The sequence below is a fragment of the Bacillus paralicheniformis genome (assembly GCF_002993925.1).
Lineage (GTDB): Bacteria > Bacillota > Bacilli > Bacillales > Bacillaceae > Bacillus > Bacillus paralicheniformis.
In genome coordinates, this window is the sequence record NZ_CP023665.1 from 871,185 (window position 1) to 890,670 (window position 19,486).

Consider the following 19,486-nt stretch of genomic DNA (forward strand, 5'->3'; position numbering starts at 1 on the left):
ACAACATGAAAAAAGGGAGGAGATTCATATGAAACCAGTAGTAAGACAATATACTAATGATGAAAAACTGATGAAGGATGTTGAGGAACTCAGGGAAATCGGAGTTGCAAGAGAAGATATTTACGTTCTGTCACATGATGACGACCGTACTGAAAGACTTGCGGACAACGCGGATGCCAATACGATCGGAGCCGAAGAGACAGGCCTTAAAAATGCCGTGGGTAATATCTTCAACAAAAAAGGGGACGAACTCCGCAATAAAATTCATGAGATCGGCTTTTCAAAACAGGAAGCAGAACAATTCGAGAAGCAGCTTGATGAAGGAAAAGTCCTCCTCTTTGTCACGGATCATGAAAAAGTGAAATCTTGGGTATAAATTGAGACTGCCGACAAGGTCGGCAGTTTTTTTAATAAAATAAAATTTGAATGATAGCAGGAAAGGAGTAGAATAATAAACGAAAACGATATGAATAGGAGGAAAAGGTTTTGGCTAAAGAAAAAGATGCAGAACAAAAATCGGCATTGAACATCATTCCTCTTACGGTCACGATTTTAGTCGGAGCGGTAATTTGGTTTATTCCGTCGCCCGCCGGATTGGACCCGAAAGCATGGCACTTATTTGCAATCTTTGTGGCAACGATTATCGGCTTTATTTCAAAACCGCTGCCGATGGGGGCAATCGCCGTATTCGCATTGGCGGTCACGGCGCTGACCGGAACGCTGTCGATTGAAGAAACGCTCAGCGGCTTTGGAAACAAGACGATTTGGCTGATCGTCATTGCCTTTTTTATTTCACGGGGATTCATTAAAACCGGTTTAGGTGCGCGAATCGCCTATTTATTTGTGCGGATGTTTGGCAAAAAAACACTCGGACTCTCGTATTCACTTCTTGTCAGCGATTTGATTTTGTCGCCGGCGATCCCGAGTAATACCGCACGGGCCGGGGGAATTATTTTTCCGATTATCCGTTCGTTATCCGAAACTTTTCAGTCAACGCCCAAGGACGGCACGGAACGGCGCATTGGCGCTTTCTTGCTGAAGGTGGGCTTTCAGGGGAACTTGATCACTTCAGCGATGTTCTTAACGGCTATGGCGGCAAACCCGCTGATTGCCAAACTTGCCCATGATGTGGCAGGTGTGAATCTGACCTGGACAAGCTGGGCTGTGGCGGCCATCGTCCCGGGACTTGTCAGCTTGATCATCACCCCGCTTGTCATTTATAAACTGTATCCGCCTGAGGTGAAAGAAACACCTGATGCGGCGAAAATCGCAACAGAGAAGCTGAAAGAAATGGGCCCGTTCAAAAAATCGGAACTCTCGATGGTCGCGGTCTTTTTGCTCGTCCTTTTTTTATGGATTTTCGGCGGAAACCTGAAAATTGACGCAACGACAACGGCATTGATCGGTTTAGCCGTCCTGCTTTTGACACAGGTTCTGACGTGGGACGATATTAAGAAAGAGCAAGGCGCATGGGATACGCTGACATGGTTTGCCGCGCTCGTCATGCTGGCGAGCTTTTTGAATGAACTCGGCATGGTCGGCTGGTTCAGCGATGCGATGAAATCGTATGTTTCAGGATTCTCCTGGGTCAGCGCATTTCTCATTTTAATTGCGGTTTACTATTATTCGCATTATTTCTTTGCGAGTGCAACCGCTCATATCAGCGCGATGTATTCGGCCTTTCTCGCCGTGATTATCGCTGCAGGCGCTCCGCCGCTCCTCGCAGCATTAAGCCTTGCGTTTTTCAGCAACCTTTTTGCTTCGACGACACACTACGGAGCTGGAGCGGCACCCGTCTTTTTCGGGGCCGGCTATATTCCACAAAGCAAATGGTGGTCAATCGGCTTTATCCTGTCGATTGTTCATATTGTGACATGGCTTGTTGTCGGAGGGCTATGGTGGAAATTGTTGGGTATATGGTAAAATGAAGGGCAGGAGAGATCCTGTCCTTTTTTATGTTTATTTTGAAGCAGTTGATTTGAAATTCCACAATTTATGGTCGAAAAAGTGTGCATTTCAGTCAGTTATAACTGGTATGCACTGAACGATGGTGACGTAAGGGGGATATTAATGTTTTGGTCAGTTGATTTAATGCTGCTCGGTTTCATGTGCGCAATCGTCTACTTTTTGTACGACATTGTGAAAAACCGAAAAAAAACAAGTTTTTTTAGAAAAATGGTGTTTGCCAGTTTTATTGTTTATTTGAGCGTCGTTTATCACTATACGATAGGCGGAATCAACATTCCGCCGCAGCCGGCATACGCTCAAATGAACATTCAGCTCATTCCGTTTTATTTTGTCGCTGAATGGGTGCAAATGCATCAGCAGAGCGGGTTCGATTGGTTTTTTTGGAATTCTGTCAAGCTTACATTTTTTAATGTTTTATTGCTCATTCCTTTAGGTGTGTATCTTTCCGTTCTATGGAGGAAAATTCCGCTGAAAAAAGCGGCGGTTTTTGTTTTTTTGACAAGCTTTTTGATTGAGAGTCTCCAGCTTGTGCTATCTGTGACTGGATTCATAATGGCGAGAACCTTTAATGTGGATGATTTAATTTTAAATACGGCCGGCGGTGTAATCGGTTTCTGCCTGACGTCTTTCATGTTCGGAGCTAAAGGATCAGGTTACCGCCGAAAAGATCTGCATTTTTGAAGAAGTGCGAAAGATGGTTCCCGCCAGGGCAATCATCTTTTTTAGTTAAAACTGAAAACTAAGGCTCTTGAATCGGTGCGTGCCTGTGCCGTGTTTTGCCAGCCCGTGTTTCTTTAAGTGCAGTGCCGCATGCCCGGCTTCCTGCAAAATGTCAGGGTTAAGACCGAGCTGATGATGCCCGCCGAAAACCTTTTTCACGCGCCCGATAGCCGAGATTTTTTCAAGTGACTGAATCAATTGGGCCGGATCAGTCGTCGGGTAGAATGCATAGATGGGGGCTCCGGTATACAGCAGGTCGCCGGTAAACAAGTAGCCTGACGCCGGATCAAAGATACAGATATGCCCCGGGGAGTGTCCGGGCGTATGATAAATAACGAGCGGCCTTGAATCGCAGCCGACTGTGTCGCCGTCTTGCAGCGTTCCCGACGGTTCACCTCTGAACGGGGTGTATGTTTCAGCGGAAAAGCCGGCCGGTACAGGTTTAGTGATATCTCGAGAGACATCGCGGCGAATGTGCTCGATCGGAAGCCCTTTGATTCCGTCCGTCAGCCAGTCTTTCTCGGCTTCATGAACGTAAATGCGCTGATATTCACCGTGGCTTCCGATGTGATCCCAATGGACATGGGTTGTGATGACGCTGACCGGCAGATCGGTCAGACTATCCGTTACCGTCTTCATGCTGCCGATACCAAGACCTGTATCAATTAAAACGGCTTCCTTCGCCCCAATCAGCAAGTAAGAGTGCACATTTTCCCAATGCCCGTATTCGCTGATCGCATATGTGGATTCATCAAGCTCTGTTACAGTAAACCATTGACCATCTCCCATTGGTTTGTCCCTCCTTCATTTTTTCAAAGATGCTTATCCATGCATATCCTCAAGTCAAATGTGCAAAGTAATAAAATATATGATAAGTGAGTGTGGTGAACATAATGAGTGATCCTTACATGCCTTTGACATCCATCAACAGCGGGGTCCTGGAAGAGTATGCCGAAGGCGTATTCGGTTTGACGGTGCAAATCGTCAATGTGTATTTTATTTTCGATCCCGATTCGCGGGAAGCCGTTTTAATCGATGCCGGAATGCCCAAGTCCGCTCCATTTATTTTAAGAGAGGCAAAGGAGCGGTTCGGCGATTTTAGCCTAAAAGCAATCGTTTTGACGCACGGACATTTCGACCATGTCGGCGCTTTGGAAGGTCTTCTCGAAACATGGCCGGTTCCAGTTTACGCCCATGAAAAAGAAATGCCTTATTTAACGGGAAAAGCCGATTATCCGCCTGCCAAACCGCAAGTAAAAAGCGGGCTGGTTGCAAAGATGTCTCCGTTGTTTCCGAGGCACTCAATCAACATTTCGTCCCATGTAAAGCAGCTTTCTGAAGATGGTTCGCTTCCGTTTCTTAAAGGGTGGAAATGGATTGAGACGCCGGGACATACACCGGGTCATGTTTCGCTTTTCCGGCAGTCGGACAGAACCTTGATCGCAGGCGACGCCGTTACAACTGTAGAGCAGGAATCTCTGTTTGAAGTGGCGATTCAAAAGCAGGAGCTGAACGGACCCCCGGCTTATTTCACAATGGACTGGACAAAAGCGGCAGACTCGGTTCGGAAGCTGTCGGAATTAAAACCGGCTGCATTGTTGACGGGACACGGTGTACCGATGAAAGGAAGCGATTTTTCCAAAGAGCTCCTTGATCTGTCAGGCCGCCTTCCCGCTTCTGATTCGTAAAATGCCATATGCTGCCCTTAAAACATTCAGCCAGGCTGAATGTTTTTTTATAGGGAAAAACTAACCATTTACATGTGATGATGGCCATCCATCGTTCTATATTTCGGATGTTGTTGTATACCAAAGGAATCATTTTCTGAAATTTTAGACAAAACAAGCTGATATTTCATTTATAATGCAGGTATGCCTGAAAGGAGCTGAGAAAAGATGAACATTCAAAAAAGGGTCCAAGCTTTGCTGGCAGCTGCGGCAATGTTTGCAGGACTGATGGTGTCTGATGCGGTTCACGCTGCGGAAACCCCTTACTATGGAAAGAACTATACTCAGCCAGAGCAAGTGTCATCATTATATCCGGAACCGGAAGAAACTTTCTCGACCCCTGCTTTTGTGAAAGAAGGGGAAGCCTTTACGACACAAGAAGAAATGATGAAGTTTATAACCAGTCTGACAAAGAAAAGCCCGAATGTCAAAATCGGGAATATCGGTTTTTCAATTGAAAAAAGAAATATTCCCGTGCTTTATTTCACAAAGGATAAGCAAATACGTTCCATATCAAAAAAACCGACCGTCTGGCTGCAAGGACAGATACACGGAAATGAGCCGGCGGCGGGAGAATCGGTCCTGGCGATGGCTGAAAAACTGGCCGGGCCGTACGGCGACAAAGTGTTGGACAAGATCAATGTCATCGTCGTTCCGCGGGTCAATCCTGACGGCTCGTATCAGTTTAACAGACGGCTGGCGAGCGGAATCGACGGAAACAGGGATCATGTTAAGCTTGAATCTCCGGAAGTCCGCGCCATTCACCAGGAGTTCAATCAATATTCGCCTGAAGTCGTTATTGATGCCCATGAATACGGTGTCGGCCAAAACGAATTTCAAAGCGTAGGCGAAAAAGGGTCATTAAAATACCATGATATTTTAATTTTATCAGGAAAAAACTTAAACATTCCCGAATCGATCAGGTATGCGTCTGACAGCCTTTATGTGAACGGCGTCAGAGCTAAACTTGATGAAAAAGGTTTTTCTAATGATGCATATTATACGACAGGAAAAAGCAAGGACGGAAAAATCGAAATCTATGAAGGAGGTACTGAAGCGAGAATCGGACGTAATGCATTCGGCCTCCAGCCTGCTCTTTCCTTCCTAGTGGAAAGCAGGGGGATAGACATCGGACGCGAAAATTTTGCAAGAAGAGTCGCGGCTCAGGTTGCTACGCATGAGACGATCATCGACACGACAGTGAAGCATGCAGCCGAGATCAAGCGCCTTGTCGCCAAAGAAAAATTAAAGCTGATAAAAAATGGTGCAAAAGTGAGCGATAAAGACCAAGTGGTCATCAACAGTGAGTTTGCAGGGCCGTATAAAGAAACGCTGAAAGTTGCTGATATCGCTTCAGGACAAGCAGTTGACGTTCCTGTCCAATATTACAGCGCTTCGGAAGCCGTCCCTGTGCTGTCAAGAACACGTCCGACCGCTTACCTTGTCCTTCCGGGCCATCAAGATATTGAGCAGAAGCTGAGGGATCAGGGATTAAAAAGCGTGACACTTCCTTTCAAACAAAAGCTCACCGCTGAAGCGTATGAGGTTTTATCGAAAGAAACATCGGGAGAATCTGAGGGCCGGCCTGTGATCAAGGTGGAAACGAAGCTTAAAAAACAGAAAAAAGAGTTTCCAAAAGGAACAAAAATCTATTTTACAGCACAGCCGCAAAGCAATCTGCTGTCGATTGCGCTTGAGCCGGAATCGGTTGACAGTTATGTAAGCACGGGTTACATCCCTTCTCAAACAGGCAAACAGCTGCCGGTTTACCGCTTCATGCTGAACACCAAAACGCTTAACATTAAGGAATAATCATCAGGCATCCGTCTTTGACGGATGCTTTTTAGCGGTTTTTTGTCTTTTCATACATAATGGTTTTAAACTGAGATTGAAACCTATACAATAAATATCAGTCTGAAATCTGGAAGGAGAGAATCCGGTTGGAATCATATGAAGAATTATGGAGGGAAGCCAAGACCTTCATCGAGCTCTGCTACGGGGAACTGTCGAAGTCCGAAGAAGAAACAAGGATGCGCTTACATAAAATAGACGAAGAAATCAGAGAAACCGGAAGCTATACACATACATTAGAAGAAATCGAACATGGCGCGAAAATGGCATGGAGAAACAGCAGCCGCTGCATCGGCCGGCTGTTTTGGCACTCTCTTACTGTCATCGATCAAAGAGGCGTTCAAACCGAGGCAGAGGTGCGGGATGCGCTTTTTCACCATATAGAGCTTGCGACAAACGGAGGGAAAATCAGACCGTTCATTACGATTTTTCCCCCGGAACAAAGCGGGCAAAAAAAAGTGTCCATTTGGAACCATCAGCTGATCAGGTATGCGGGGTATGAAACGGAGCAAGGTGTCATCGGCGATCCGGCATCATTGGAACTGACAAAAGCGTGTGAAGCGCTCGGCTGGAAAGGCGAAGGTACGCCTTTTGACGTTTTGCCGCTTGTTTTTCAAATAGATGGCCATCCCCCTGTGTGGTATGAGCTGCCTCGCGAAATCGTCAAAGAGGTCAGGATTGAACATCCGGAGATTGAGAGCTTCAAAAGTCTGGGGCTGAAGTGGTACGGTGTGCCGATTATAGCCGATATGAAGCTGGAGGTCGGAGGAATTCATTATAATGCAGCCCCGTTTAACGGCTGGTATATGGGAACGGAAATCGGAGCGCGCAACCTCGCGGATACAGACCGCTATAATGTACTCGAAAAAGTGGCAGCCATTATGGGACTTGATACGGAACGGAATACTTCGCTGTGGAAAGACAAGGCGCTTGTTGAATTAAATACGGCGGTGCTTCACTCTTATAAAAATGCCGGCGTCAGCATTGTTGACCACCATACCGCGGCAAGCCAATTCAAGCGGTTCGAGGAGCAGGAAGCTGAAGCGGGAAGGGAGCTTTCAGCAAGCTGGACATGGCTGATTCCGCCGTTATCTCCGGCAGCGACCCATATCTTTCACAGCTATTATGAAAATAAAACGCTTAAACCGAATTACTTTTATCAGGAAAAGCCTTATTCGAACGATTGAGAGGACGAATAGACAATGAGAAAAATCTACTTGCTATGCAGCGTATTCGCTGTATGTTTAACGATGCTTACATATACAGAAACAGAAGCAAAAGCGGCCAAAATCGTACTCGGCTATACAACAGGGGAAGCAGCTTCCTATCAATCGCTGACGGCATACCATCACTATATCAATGCCGCAGCTCTCGACACCTACGCGTTTAATCAAAAAGGAGATATCATCGGAGACACTCCGAAAAAACAATTATCGTTTGCAAAGAAGAAACGCCTCAAGACGTGGGCGGTCATTTCAAACTACAACGAATCCATTCACGATTTTGACGGGAATCTGGCATCAACGGTCATGTCCGACAAAACGGCGCGGCAGCACTTTACAGAACAGCTTATTACGCTTGCGAAGAAGCAGTCGTTTACCGGAATTAATATTGATTTTGAAGCTGTAAAGCCGAACGAGAGAGCTAAATACTCAAGCTTAATCCGTCATGTCGCAGCCGCTTTGAAAAAACACAAGATCAAAACGATGGTTTCGGTACCGGCGAAGAGTGTAGATGACCGAAAAGATGGTTGGAGCTGGCCGTATGATTATGCGGAAATCGGAAAATCAGCTGACTATGTTCAAGTCATGACTTACGATGAACACGGGATCTGGAACGAGCCGGGCTCTGTTGCCGGAATGAACTGGGTCAAAAGCTCATTAGCATATGCGGTGAAAACGATCAAAGCCGAAAAAGTCATTATGGGCATCCCCTCATACGGGAATGATTGGGATTTAACATCCCGAAAGAACAGCAAATTGAAGCAGTGGAACGACGTGAAGGCGCTTAAGAGAAAAGTGAAAGCTAAGCCTGTATATGATAAAAGATCGGGGTCGATGAGATTTTCTTATACAGATCAACACAAACACCGCCATGTCGTTTGGTATGAAGATGAAAAAACGATTGCGGCGAAAAGCCGCCTGGCCATGCGATATAAAATCGCAGGAGTTTCCGTCTACTCGATGGGACATGAATCGGCCTCTTTTTGGCAGGCGGTGCGGAAGGGAATAAAATAAAGGCTCCAATTCGGAGCCTTCTTTTTCATTTATTCTCATGTCAGCTTTTCATATTGATTTCTTTCCGATACAAAACATAGGAATAAATATAGGGCGCGAAAACCGTTGCCAAAATAACCGGAAGCATGATTTCTGGGCTGATAGATAACAATCCGTCCGCAATGATCAGCAGTCCTGCTAAAGTAAATACTTTCGCCGCAAATCTGTGGGTTTTTTTCCAGATTGAATCGCTGCTCAATGTCCAAGGGTTTTTGATCCCGAAAAAAAAGTTGGAGCGGATTCTCGGGAGGTAATTGCCTATGACAATGAGTAGAGCGCCTACTAGAACCGGTACAATGCTGCCAGCGGGCAGATCATACCCGAGCCCTGTCATGATTACAAGCACGTTGATCAGGGAAAATAGAATCAGCATGGCATTGATGAGAAGGTAATAAGTCTTTGAAAAAAGCTGATAGTTTTTTCTGCGCGGATCGATTTTTGGCGTTAAGAACATCAACACATACACAAAAACGAGCAGCCCGGTCATGATAAGCATTGCTTCCATTTTTGAAGCATAACTGTCGACTTCTCCCGAAAATGACCAATGAATTGGAACTTGATCGGAAATGTGCGGATAAGCGATGGCCCACATGATTAGATTTATGGCGATTATAGCGAGTGAAAAGATGTGTTTTCTCATTTGGCATCCCCTTTATCTTTGCCGGCTTGCTCAGTAAAACTGAAAGCCCAGCCGATGATTTCTTGAAATATTGTGGTGTTCAGCGAGTAAATGATGTATTGGCCTTTTTTTTCATCTTGAATTAATTCAGCCTGTTTTAAAATTTTTAAATGCTGAGATATACTTGGTTTAGACATTTGAAACTGGTCAGATATTTCACCGGCGGTCATATCCCGATCCTTCAGCAGATTTAAAATTTTTCTTCTCGTCGGGTCAGCTAGAGCTTTAAAGGTTTGATTCATATTCAGCATCCTTGGAATTAAGTATTTAGCTATTTAACTAAATACTAAAATAAAAGAGGAATTTAGTCAAGATACGTTTGAAAAATCCGCCATCTCCGGCGGATTTTTCAATAGCTGATATTAAACTTGTGGAATCCGTCAATCTCTTTTGTTTCTTCGACATTCACGTCCGTTACTTTTGAGAAGGGACTTCCTTTTTGAATCGCTTTTAAAAATGGCTTCAGACTTTCCTCGGGTCCTTCGGCGCGGATTTCAACTGTACCGTTGTCGCGGTTCCGGACCCAGCCGGTCAATTTGTGCTTATCTGCTTCCATTTGAACAAAATAGCGAAATCCCACGCCCTGAACGCGTCCGTCTACAATGATTCTGTATTGAAGCATCGGGAACACTCCTTTTCTTTTATGCTACCATATTTCTCATTTTGAGATCATGGGATAGACATGTTTCGGATAAATCGTTAAAATATGAAAATAAAGGAAGGGCGTGAGGTTTTGGAGCATCAGGAGTATGAAATTTTATCTATTCATGTAGGCCGTCCGCACACATACGAATTCGACGGAAAACAGGTGGAAACGGCAATCGTGAAGGAGCCTGTCGGCGGACCCGTATATTTGAGCCGTACGAATTTTGAAGGGGACGGGCAGGCGGATCTGATTCACCACGGAGGAGTGGATAAAGCGGTTTGCGTCTATCCGGCGGACCACTACATGTATTGGGAAAGCGTCTTGAAGCGGAAGCTGCCGGAGGCGGCATTTGGAGAAAACGTGACGGTTAAAGGGCTCACCGAAAAAGATGTGTGCATCGGTGATATCTTCAAGCTGGGGGAGGCTCTTGTTCAAGTCAGCCAGCCGCGCCAGCCTTGTTTCAAGCTTGCCAAACGGCTGAATCAAAAAGATATGGTGTTACAGGTGAGGGACACCGGATTCAGCGGATTTTATTTCAGGGTTCTCGAAGAAGGAATCGTTGCGCCCGATTCCGGGCTGCAGCTCGTTTCAAGAGATGCGCATGAAGCCACAGTTTCGTACGCCAACCATTTGATGTACCATGACAGGGGCAATCACCCCGCCATTCGGAAGATCCTTGAGGTTGAAGCGCTGTCGGAAAGCTGGAGAAGCTCATTTTTAAAGGAGCTGAGCGCATAAAAACAAGCCGTGTCCGAAAAGGAGCACGGCTTTAACATGTTTATTTTTTGACGCTTTCAAGCAGGTTGGCCAAAAAGTGTTTTTTATAGCTTTGAAGCTTTCTTCCTTCATACTTTGTCATTCCCAGCTTTTTCAGTTCTTCTACATACCAGCCTTTGCTTCCGTAATGCATGGCAGAAAACTCCCTTCTATAATTCGATGCAATTGGCATTCTAACATCTATAGAAAAACACTGAAAAGGGATAGGCGGCAATTTTTAAAAACTGAGTCTTTCGTCGTAGTTTGGAAGTTTGAGGAAGGCTTCAGCCGTGTGTCAAACTGGTGACGATCATCACAATGATTGAGATGCTGAGGACGATTCCGATATATTTTAAGAAGCCGTTCTTTTTTTTATGAGCATATACGATTAACAGGATGCTCTCGATGAAAAAGATCAGCCCGATGATGGCAAACAGCATGCGGTAAAGCTCCTTTCGGCACAGTTTGTCTTTTATTTTAGCATAAAAGCCCGGACTTCTATGAGCCGGGCTTTTTCACGTAATCAGTCAAGCTGTGTTAAAATGATCGGTTCGTTTTTCGTAATGACGATTGTATGCTCGATCTGTGCCACAAAGCTGCCGTCAGGCGTTTTGAATGTCCAGCCGTCTCCGGCTTCGATGGTATGCTCGGCTTTTGTGGAAACAAACGGCTCAAGGGCGATGACGGTTCCGTTTTTAAAGAGCGCATTATCAAACGGGTCATAGTAATTTAAGATATGGTTGGGCGCTTCATGGAGGTTCTTTCCAATCCCGTGTCCCGTCAGGTTTTTAATGACGGTAAATCCGTTTGCTTTTGCTTCATTGTATACGGCTCTGCCGATTTGGTTTTGTTTCTTGCCGGCGCGCGCCTGCAAAAGTCCCTTTTGAAATGCGCTTTCCGCGCTTTGGCAAAGCTTGTGCAGCGTTTCATCGCCTTTTCCGAGTACAAATGAAATGCCAGTATCAGAATAGTAGCCGCCAAATTCAGCGGAGATGTCGATGTTGATCAAATCCCCTTCTTTTAAAATCGTGGATTCGCTTGGGATGCCGTGGGCGACTTCATCGTTCACACTGATGCACGTCGTTCCTGGGAAATCGTATTCTTTTTCCGGAGCCGATGCGGCGCCATGAGCCTCAAGCACTTCTTTACCGATGAGGTCCAGCTCTTTTGTGCTCATGCCGGGTGCTGCTTTTGCTTTCATTTCCTCCCTGGCTAAAGCGACGATTCTGCCTATTTTCTTGAGCCCTTCCAGCTCTTGGTCATTTGTTACAATCACAATTCATTCCCGCTTTCTTTTTTTATATTCCATTTCAAGCTTACCATATCTGCTTGCGAAAAAGGAACAGCGCGGCTTCAAGACCAAAAAAGCACCCGCTTATAAATAAGCGGGTGCTGTCTGTTTATTGTCCGGAATCTGATTTCGTAGTTTGCGCCGCATCAGATTCTGATGTTTTCGGATTGTGGTTGGTGTAGTCGTAGTCGCTCGGGTTGATCGCTTTAAAGCCTTTCGGTTTATAAAAGCGCAGCAAATCTCCGTCGACGATTTTATCCGACATTTCGAGTTCTTTTTTCACGGACTCATCGATGTTCGGATCGATGTCTTTTTCGTTCAGAAGCTCTCCTGTTTTCGTGTCGTAGTAGTTTCCGTTCGTTTTCGTATATTCCGGAGAAACGAAATCGCCGTTGCGGAACGGAATAATTTCACGGTGTTCCGGTGACAGAAGGTCTGAACCGCTCATCAGGTAATCTTTCGTATTCACGCCCATCAAATGAAGCAGGGTAGGGGCTACATCGACTTCGCCGCCGTATTTATTGGATTTGATTCCCTTGACCCCAGGCGCGTGGATGAACAGCGGAACCCTTTGCAATTGGGCATTTTCATATGGTGTGATGTCTTTGCCCAATACTTTGGCCATCGCTTTGTTGTGATTTTCCGAAATACCGTAGTGGTCTCCGTACATGACGACAATCGTATTATCATACAGTCCGGATTTTTTCAGATCGTTGAAAAATTGTTCAATGGCCTGATCCATGTAGTTGGCCGACTGGAAATAATGGTCAACGACGCTGTCGCCGGTATCGCCGGCAGGGAAGTCTGTATCGCCTTCATCCATCTCGAACGGAAAATGGTTCGAAAGGGTGATAAACTTCGTATAGAACGGCTGTTTCAGGCTTTTCAACAGCGGCATTGATTCTTCAAAGAACGGTTTATCTTTCAATCCGTAGTTTTTCGTTTTATCTTCGCTCATATCGTAATACGTAGCGTCAAAGAATTTGTCATAACCGATGGCTTTATACATTTCATTGCGGTTCCAGAACGTTTTGTAGTTGCCGTGGAATGCCGCTGATGTATAGCCTTGAGACTTCAAAATGGCCGGAGCCGACTGCAGCGTGTTTTGCGCTTTATTAATGAACACTGACCCTTGTGATAAAGGATACAGCGAGTTGTCCATCATAAATTCCGCGTCAGACGTTTTACCTTGTCCTGTTTGGTGGAAAAAGTTATCAAAATAAAACGTTTCATTGTCATGCGCCAGTGAATTTAAGAACGGCGTGACTTCCTTGCCGTCGATCTTATAGTCGATCGCGAACGTCTGAAGTGATTCCAGTGAAATGTAAACCACGTTCATGCCTTTCGCTTTTCCGAAGTATTCGGCATTCGGCTTATCATGATTGGCTTTAATATAGTTCTCTACTTCCGTCACGTCGCTGGAGCTTGCCAGTGCGCGCTGGCTGTTTGACTTGATATTCTGCACCGCATCATAGATTGTGAAGTTGTAGGTCCCCAAATATTTCACAAGGTAGTTGCGGTCAAAAGAACGGGTCAGAAGCTCCGGACGATCAATCTCGGCAACGGCCAGGTTGACGAGGAAGACAAGGATGCTTGTTCCCATCACAATTTTAAACGGGCGCTTCGTTGTTGTTTCAGAAGGTCTGTTATAGAAAACAGCCAGCCCGATTAAAATAAAGGTATCGATGAAATACAAAACATCAAGCGGGTGCATGAGCGAGAAGATGCTGTCCCCGAGCTGTCCCCCGTTTGTTTTTGCCTGCATGATCGTAGGCAGCGTGATAAAGTCGCTGAAAAATCTGTAGTATACGACGTTTGCATATAGCAAAAAAGACATTAAAAAATGAATCACTATAATCGCTGTCTGCTGTATTTTTTTCTTGAACAAGAGTCCTAATCCAAGAAAGAACAAGCTTGAGCTAATCGGATTCACAAAAAGCAAAATCTGTTGTACTGTGTTGGTTATTCCTAAATTAAATTCAATTACATACGCAGCATAAGTTTTCAGCCATAGCAATATGGCGGCTATCAGGAAGAAGGCAAGACCTCTTTCCTTAATAAATCTTTTCAATTGTTACACTCCTTTTTTCCGGATCAGTAAAAAACCATCGGAACGAAAGAAAAAAACGAATGTATAAAATATACCATGAAATACCGATTTAGAAAAGCGGAAATCAACCTTGTGAAAAGAAGCGCAAAACCCTCGGTAAATCAGGGTTTTACAGTTTTTTTTAAAACATTTGGGAATATTTTACGCTTGTCTTGCATTGGCGGGAACGCATCTTTATGGCAGACTGTTGTTAGTATATGAACGAAAGGGGAGGATGTAGACCATGGATTTTTCGAGCATCGTTTCTGAAGATAAGATTAAGCGGGCCATTAAGGACGGCGAATTCGAAGGGCTTCCGGGAATGGGGAAACCCTTGAAAAAAGACGATGCCGCCCATGTTCCAGAGCATCTCCGCATGGCTTACCGGGTGATGAAAAACGCCGGAATGACGGGGGATGAAGGGGCTTTGAAGAAAGAGCTGATGACAATTGACGACTTAATCGCAAAGTGCGCGGATGAAGACGAGCGCGATCGTTTAATTGAGAGAAAAACAGAAACGCGGCTCAGGCTCGACAGGCTCGCCGACAAGAAAGGCATGTTTTCCAAACCTGCCTCAGCGTTTTATAAAGAAAAAGTGTACCGAAGGCTCAGCGGGAAATAAAAAAGCGCTGAGCAGGTTTATTTCTGTCCTATAGTGGTATTGACCCATAAACGAATAAAAGGGTGATAGGATGGAACGATTGTTGAACTGGGTTGAATACATATCAGATTGGCTTTGGGGGCCGCCGCTCATCATACTGCTGACAGGGACGGGAGTCTATTTAACGATCCTGCTGAAATTTTTTCAATTTCGCTATCCTCTCTATATCTTTAAGCAGACGATCGGAAGCGTCGGCAAAAAGCCGAAAGGAGAAGGGACGGTTACACCGTTGCAAGCTTTGACATCGGCTCTCAGCTCAACAGTCGGCGCCGCCAATATCGTCGGTGTGCCTGCGGCGATCATGTTCGGCGGTCCGGGAGCCGTGTTTTGGATGTGGCTGGTCGCACTGTTTGCCATGGCGATCAAGTTTTCGGAAAGCGTCCTCGCTGTCCACTACAGAGAAAAAAACGAAGAAGGCGAATATGTCGGGGGGCCGATGTATTACATTACAAAAGGGCTCTCTATGAAATGGCTCGGCGTCTTTTTTTCGGTTGCGCTGATGATTGAGCTCGTTCCGAGCATCATGGTGCAGGGAAATTCGGTTTCCGCATCATTAGCTGAGTCGTTTTCATTCAATCGTTTATACACCGGAATCGGGATTGCTTTTTTGATCGGTTTAGTGGTGATCGGAGGGATTAAACGGATTGGAAAAGTGACAGAGCTTGCGGTTCCGCTTATGGCAGGGGCGTACATCGGGGCCGGTTTCTTGATTGTCGTCATGAACCTTTCTTCTGTACCCGCATTTTTCTCTCTCATCTTTTCGAATGCGTTTACATCTTCTTCGGCATTCGGCGGCTTTGCAGGTGCGGCGGTTGCTGAAACCGTTCGTTGGGGGTTTGCACGTGGACTTTATTCCAACGAAGCCGGGATGGGGACGGCCCCGATTGCCCACGCGGCGGCGATGACCGACCACCCTGTGAGACAGGGATTCTGGGCGGTGATCGGCATTGTGGTCGATACGCTGCTGATATGCACGACCACAGCCTTCGTTGTGCTCGCATCAGGCGTTTGGACCGCTGAAAATGCTGCGAGCAATCCAGGGGCACTGGCGGCAGCCGCATTCCGCAGCTATTTCGGCCCTGTGGGCGGATACTTCGTCTCCGTCTCGCTCGTTTTCTTTGTCTTATCAACGATCACAGTGGTCATTTTTTACGGAGTAAAACAAGCTGAATTTCTGTTCGGACGGCTCGCGGGGCATATGATTAAATTCGTCTATCTGGGCGCCGTCATCATCGGGGCTGCCGGAGGAGCAAAGGCAATATGGGGATTCCTTGATCTTGCGCTCGTTTTCATTCTTATTCCGAATATTTTGGCGGTGCTGCTCTTGAGCAAAAAAGTAAGGTCTTTATATGATGAGTTTTTTACATCAGAAAAGTATTATTTGAAAGACATCGGTCAGCAGGACTGCGCAGATGAACGTGATGAAAAAGTGAACAATTTATGATCTCAGCCGGTTGTTCCCGGCGTATAAATCGGAGGAAGCCTTGCTGTCCTTCGTTTTATGAAGGGAACGGCCGGGCTTTTTTTATTTTTGAAAGCGCTATAAAAATATGTTGACTACTTGTATATACAAGAATACAATATAGGTATAACATGTATATACAAGTTATAAGAGGAGAAGGAGGGATTGGAATGACTGATTTAAATCAATCAGCGCGACGGATTGTCGATGCTGTCGGCGGTGCGGACAACATTGCAGCGGTAACCCATTGTGTGACGCGTCTGCGATTTGCACTGCTCGATGAAAGCAAAGTCAATCAAGAGGTGTTGGAGCAAATAGATGTTGTCAAAGGATCGTTTTCAACGAACGGCCAATTCCAAGTGGTGATCGGCCAAGGAACGGTCAACAATGTATACGCGGAGCTGGTGAAGGCCACAGGAATCGGCGAATCGTCAAAAGATGACGTCAAGAAAGCCTCAGAGAAAAATATGAATCCTTTACAGCGTGCTGTGAAAACGCTTGCAGATATTTTTATTCCAATTTTACCGGCGATTGTCACCGCCGGACTGTTGATGGGAATCAACAATATCCTGACGGCTCAAGACATTTTCTTCAGCGGAAAATCGATCGTTGAAGTCTATCCTGAATGGGCGGATCTCGCCAATATGATTAACTTGATTGCGGGAACGGCTTTCGCATTTCTCCCGGCATTAATCGGCTGGTCGGCCGTCAAGCGGTTTGGCGGAAATCCGCTGCTCGGCATCGTGCTGGGCGTCATGCTTGTGCATCCTGATTTGTTAAACGCTTGGGGATACGGGGCTGCCGAGCAAAGCGGAGAGATTCCTGTCTGGAATTTATTCGGTCTGGAAGTGCAGAAGGTCGGCTATCAGGGGCAGGTGCTTCCCATTTTGCTCGCATCTTATTTGCTTGCAAAAATTGAGCGCTTTTTGACAAAGCGGACGCCTGAGAGCATTCAGCTCCTTGTTGTGGCGCCGATTACGCTGCTTGTCACAGGTTTTGCTTCATTTATTGTCATTGGACCGATTACATTTGCCATCGGAAATGTCTTAACATCAGGCCTTATTGCTGTCTTTGAACAATTTGCCGTACTGGGCGGACTGTTATACGGCGGACTTTACGCCGCTCTCGTCATTACCGGAATGCATCATACATTCCTTGCCGTTGACCTTCAACTGATCGGATCAAAGCTCGGCGGAACATTTTTATGGCCGATGCTGGCGCTGTCCAATATCGCACAAGGTTCAGCCGCGCTTGCGATGATGTTTATTGTCAAAGATGAGAAGCAGAAAGGTCTGTCCTTGACATCCGGCATTTCAGCTTATCTTGGAATTACCGAACCGGCGCTGTTCGGGGTGAATCTCAGATACAGATTTCCGTTCGTGATCGCGATGATCAGCTCGGGGATTGCCGGAATGTTCATTTCCTCGCAAGGGGTTTTGGCAAGCTCTGTCGGCGTCGGCGGTGTACCCGGAATTTTCTCTATCATGAGCCAATACTGGGGAGCGTTTGCAATCGGGATGGCGATTGTGCTGATCGCGCCGTTCGCCGGAACATACCTCTATGCAAAATTAAAAATGAAATAAGAGAGGGAGAGGGGCGCGCATATTTGTCAGCCCTTTTCCCATTTCATAAAGAAGAAAACGGTGGTGTTGAAAATGGAAACGAAAGAAAATCCATGGTGGAAAAAAGCAGTCGTCTATCAGATTTATCCGAAAAGCTTTAAAGATACAACAGGTAACGGTGTCGGCGACATTCGCGGCATCATCGAAAAGCTCGACTACATCAAGGAGCTCGCCTGTGATGTCATTTGGCTGACGCCGATTTATCAATCGCCGCAAAATGACAACGGCTATGACATCAGCGACTATTACAACATTCATGAAGAATATGGAACAATGGCCGACTTTGAAGAGCTTCTAGAAGAGGCTCACAAACGCGGCATAAAGGTGATCATGGATCTTGTCGTCAACCATACATCAACAGAGCACAGATGGTTTAAAGAAGCAGCGTCCGGAAAAGAAAATCCGTATCGCGACTTTTATATTTGGAAGGACATGAAGCCGGACGGTGCCCCGCCGACAAACTGGGAATCGAAGTTCGGCGGTTCGGCGTGGGAGTTTCATGAAGAGACCGGACAGTATTATCTCCATCTCTATGATGTTACACAGGCGGATTTGAATTGGGAGAACGATGAAGTCAGAAAAAAAGTGTACGAGATGATGCATTTCTGGTTTGAAAAAGGAATCGACGGCTTCAGACTTGATGTCATCAATGTCATCTCAAAAGACCAGCGTTTCCCTGATGATGATCAAGGGGACGGGCGCAGATTTTATACGGACGGGCCGAGGGTTCACGAGTTTTTGAATGAAATGAACAGGGAGGTCTTTTCAAAATACGACAGCATGACGGTCGGGGAAATGTCATCGACGACAATCGCAGATTGCATCCGGTATACAAACCCTGAAAGCCGGGAGCTCGATATGGTGTTTAACTTTCACCATTTAAAGGCCGACTATCCAAACGGGGAAAAATGGGCGCTGGCGGATTTTGATTTTCTAAAGCTGAAGAAGATTCTTTCTGAATGGCAGACTGAAATGCATAAAGGAGGCGGGTGGAACGCATTGTTCTGGTGCAACCACGACCAGCCGCGGATCGTCTCACGCTACGGAGACGACGGAAAATACCGCATAAAATCTGCGAAAATGCTGGCAACCGCAATTCATATGCTTCAGGGAACGCCATACATTTACCAGGGAGAAGAGCTCGGGATGACCAACCCGAAATTCGATGACATCTCTCTTTATCGGGATGTCGAATCTCTCAATATGTACCGTCTGCTGAAAGAAGCAGGAAAGCCGGAAGCCGAAATCATCGAAATCCTGAAAGCGAAGTCCCGTGATAATTCAAGGACGCCGGTGCAGTGGAACGGAGAAAAAAATGCCGGGTTTACGACGGGGACACCGTGGATTCCGGTGCCTGCCAACTACAAAGAAATCAACGCAGAAAAAGCGCTCAGCGATCCTGACTCGATTTTCTACCATTATAAAAAGCTGAATAAGCTCCGCAAGGAATTCGATATCATCACAACCGGAGATTATCAGCTGATTCTGGAAGACGATCAAGCACTTTATGCGTATTTGAGAAACGGAGCGGATGAAAAACTGCTGGTGATCAATAATTTTTACGGGAAAGAGACCGAGTTTCAGCTCCCTGATGATATTGATATTGACGGCTATGATGCCAAGGTTCTCATTTCCAATTACACCGATCTTCCCGAGTCATTTACACGCTTTAAAGTGAAACCGTATCAATCGATTGTTTATCATCTCGCCAAACCATGCTAAACTAAGCGTGGTGGTA

At 45.9% G+C, this 19,486-nt stretch carries 20 protein-coding genes; 12 read left to right on the forward strand and 8 right to left on the reverse strand.

Annotated features, from left to right (window positions below; translation table 11 throughout):
* Positions 1–28 precede the first annotated feature (28 nt).
* From CP943_RS04405 to CP943_RS04415, 3 genes are all read left to right on the forward strand, one after another.
* Entirely contained in the window at positions 29–376 is a 348-nt protein-coding gene (locus CP943_RS04405) for a YflT domain-containing protein (protein WP_026578903.1), read from the forward strand.
* Between the two features lie 110 nt (positions 377–486).
* Positions 487–1,923 carry an anion permease gene (locus tag CP943_RS04410; protein ID WP_020450525.1) on the forward strand — a complete coding sequence of 479 codons (1,437 nt, stop codon included), beginning with the start codon at positions 487–489 and terminating at the stop codon, positions 1,921–1,923.
* Between the two features lie 147 nt (positions 1,924–2,070).
* A complete protein-coding gene (locus CP943_RS04415) occupies positions 2,071–2,649 on the forward strand; it encodes a VanZ family protein (RefSeq protein WP_095292895.1) in 579 nt (192 codons plus the stop codon).
* A gap of 45 nt (positions 2,650–2,694) precedes the next feature.
* On the opposite strand, the gene CP943_RS04420 is transcribed toward CP943_RS04415, so the two are convergent.
* Complete coding sequence (locus tag CP943_RS04420) at positions 2,695–3,477, reverse strand: MBL fold metallo-hydrolase (RefSeq protein ID WP_095292893.1); 783 nt, start codon at positions 3,475–3,477, stop codon at positions 2,695–2,697.
* 104 nt (positions 3,478–3,581) lie between these two features.
* Here CP943_RS04420 and CP943_RS04425 point away from each other — a divergent pair, with 104 nt between their 5' ends.
* From CP943_RS04425 to CP943_RS04440, 4 genes are all read left to right on the forward strand, one after another.
* On the forward strand, positions 3,582–4,376 hold the full coding sequence (locus CP943_RS04425) for an MBL fold metallo-hydrolase (protein ID WP_167511152.1): 795 nt from the start codon (positions 3,582–3,584) through the stop codon (positions 4,374–4,376).
* A 207-nt stretch (positions 4,377–4,583) separates the two neighbouring features.
* Positions 4,584–6,227 (forward strand): M14 family metallopeptidase, encoded by a 1,644-nt coding sequence (locus tag CP943_RS04430; protein WP_095292891.1) that lies wholly within the window; start codon positions 4,584–4,586, stop codon positions 6,225–6,227.
* A gap of 128 nt (positions 6,228–6,355) precedes the next feature.
* On the forward strand, positions 6,356–7,453 hold the full coding sequence (locus tag CP943_RS04435) for a nitric oxide synthase oxygenase (protein ID WP_105980805.1): 1,098 nt from the start codon (positions 6,356–6,358) through the stop codon (positions 7,451–7,453).
* A gap of 15 nt (positions 7,454–7,468) precedes the next feature.
* A complete protein-coding gene (locus CP943_RS04440; RefSeq protein ID WP_105980806.1) occupies positions 7,469–8,503 on the forward strand; it encodes a glycosyl hydrolase family 18 protein in 1,035 nt (344 codons plus the stop codon).
* A gap of 40 nt (positions 8,504–8,543) precedes the next feature.
* Here CP943_RS04440 and CP943_RS04445 read toward each other — a convergent pair whose 3' ends face one another.
* The 3 genes from CP943_RS04445 to CP943_RS04455 form a co-directional block, all read right to left on the reverse strand.
* A complete protein-coding gene (locus CP943_RS04445) occupies positions 8,544–9,182 on the reverse strand; it encodes an SdpI family protein (RefSeq protein WP_020450535.1) in 639 nt (212 codons plus the stop codon).
* A complete protein-coding gene (locus tag CP943_RS04450) occupies positions 9,179–9,463 on the reverse strand; it encodes an autorepressor SdpR family transcription factor (protein ID WP_020450536.1) in 285 nt (94 codons plus the stop codon). The genes CP943_RS04445 and CP943_RS04450 overlap by 4 nt, the downstream gene beginning before the upstream one ends.
* Before the next feature lie 107 nt (positions 9,464–9,570).
* Positions 9,571–9,843 carry an acylphosphatase gene (locus tag CP943_RS04455; RefSeq protein WP_020450537.1) on the reverse strand — a complete coding sequence of 91 codons (273 nt, stop codon included), beginning with the start codon at positions 9,841–9,843 and terminating at the stop codon, positions 9,571–9,573.
* 111 nt (positions 9,844–9,954) lie between these two features.
* Between CP943_RS04455 and CP943_RS04460 the strand changes: the two genes are divergently transcribed.
* Entirely contained in the window at positions 9,955–10,605 is a 651-nt protein-coding gene (locus tag CP943_RS04460) for an MOSC domain-containing protein (protein ID WP_035336959.1), read from the forward strand.
* Positions 10,606–10,645: 40 nt separating this feature from the next.
* Here the strand turns inward: CP943_RS04460 and CP943_RS04465 are convergent, their stop codons facing one another.
* The 4 genes from CP943_RS04465 to CP943_RS04475 all read right to left on the reverse strand — a co-directional run bounded on the left by CP943_RS04465 (position 10,646) and on the right by CP943_RS04475 (position 13,985).
* A complete protein-coding gene (locus CP943_RS04465) occupies positions 10,646–10,777 on the reverse strand; it encodes a DUF2639 domain-containing protein (protein WP_003179731.1) in 132 nt (43 codons plus the stop codon).
* A 130-nt stretch (positions 10,778–10,907) separates the two neighbouring features.
* Complete coding sequence (locus tag CP943_RS22390; RefSeq protein WP_020450539.1) at positions 10,908–11,063, reverse strand: hypothetical protein; 156 nt, start codon at positions 11,061–11,063, stop codon at positions 10,908–10,910.
* A gap of 83 nt (positions 11,064–11,146) precedes the next feature.
* A complete protein-coding gene (gene map / locus CP943_RS04470; protein WP_020450540.1) occupies positions 11,147–11,899 on the reverse strand; it encodes a type I methionyl aminopeptidase in 753 nt (250 codons plus the stop codon).
* A gap of 124 nt (positions 11,900–12,023) precedes the next feature.
* Positions 12,024–13,985, reverse strand: coding sequence for a lipoteichoic acid synthase (locus CP943_RS04475; protein ID WP_023855758.1), 1,962 nt, complete (start codon positions 13,983–13,985; stop codon positions 12,024–12,026).
* A 262-nt stretch (positions 13,986–14,247) separates the two neighbouring features.
* On the opposite strand from CP943_RS04475, the gene CP943_RS04480 reads away from it, so the two are divergent.
* From CP943_RS04480 to treC, 4 genes are all read left to right on the forward strand, one after another.
* Positions 14,248–14,625: a DnaJ family domain-containing protein gene (locus CP943_RS04480; RefSeq protein ID WP_020450542.1), complete on the forward strand. Its 378-nt coding sequence runs from the start codon at positions 14,248–14,250 to the stop codon at positions 14,623–14,625.
* A 70-nt stretch (positions 14,626–14,695) separates the two neighbouring features.
* A complete protein-coding gene (locus CP943_RS04485) occupies positions 14,696–16,108 on the forward strand; it encodes an alanine/glycine:cation symporter family protein (RefSeq protein WP_020450543.1) in 1,413 nt (470 codons plus the stop codon).
* Positions 16,109–16,296: 188 nt separating this feature from the next.
* A complete protein-coding gene (gene treP, locus CP943_RS04490; protein WP_039073274.1) occupies positions 16,297–17,709 on the forward strand; it encodes a PTS system trehalose-specific EIIBC component in 1,413 nt (470 codons plus the stop codon).
* A 72-nt stretch (positions 17,710–17,781) separates the two neighbouring features.
* The gene (gene treC, locus CP943_RS04495) at positions 17,782–19,470 is read left to right on the forward strand and encodes an alpha,alpha-phosphotrehalase (protein ID WP_105980807.1); all 1,689 of its coding nucleotides are present in this window, start codon (positions 17,782–17,784) and stop codon (positions 19,468–19,470) included.
* Positions 19,471–19,486 lie beyond the last annotated feature (16 nt).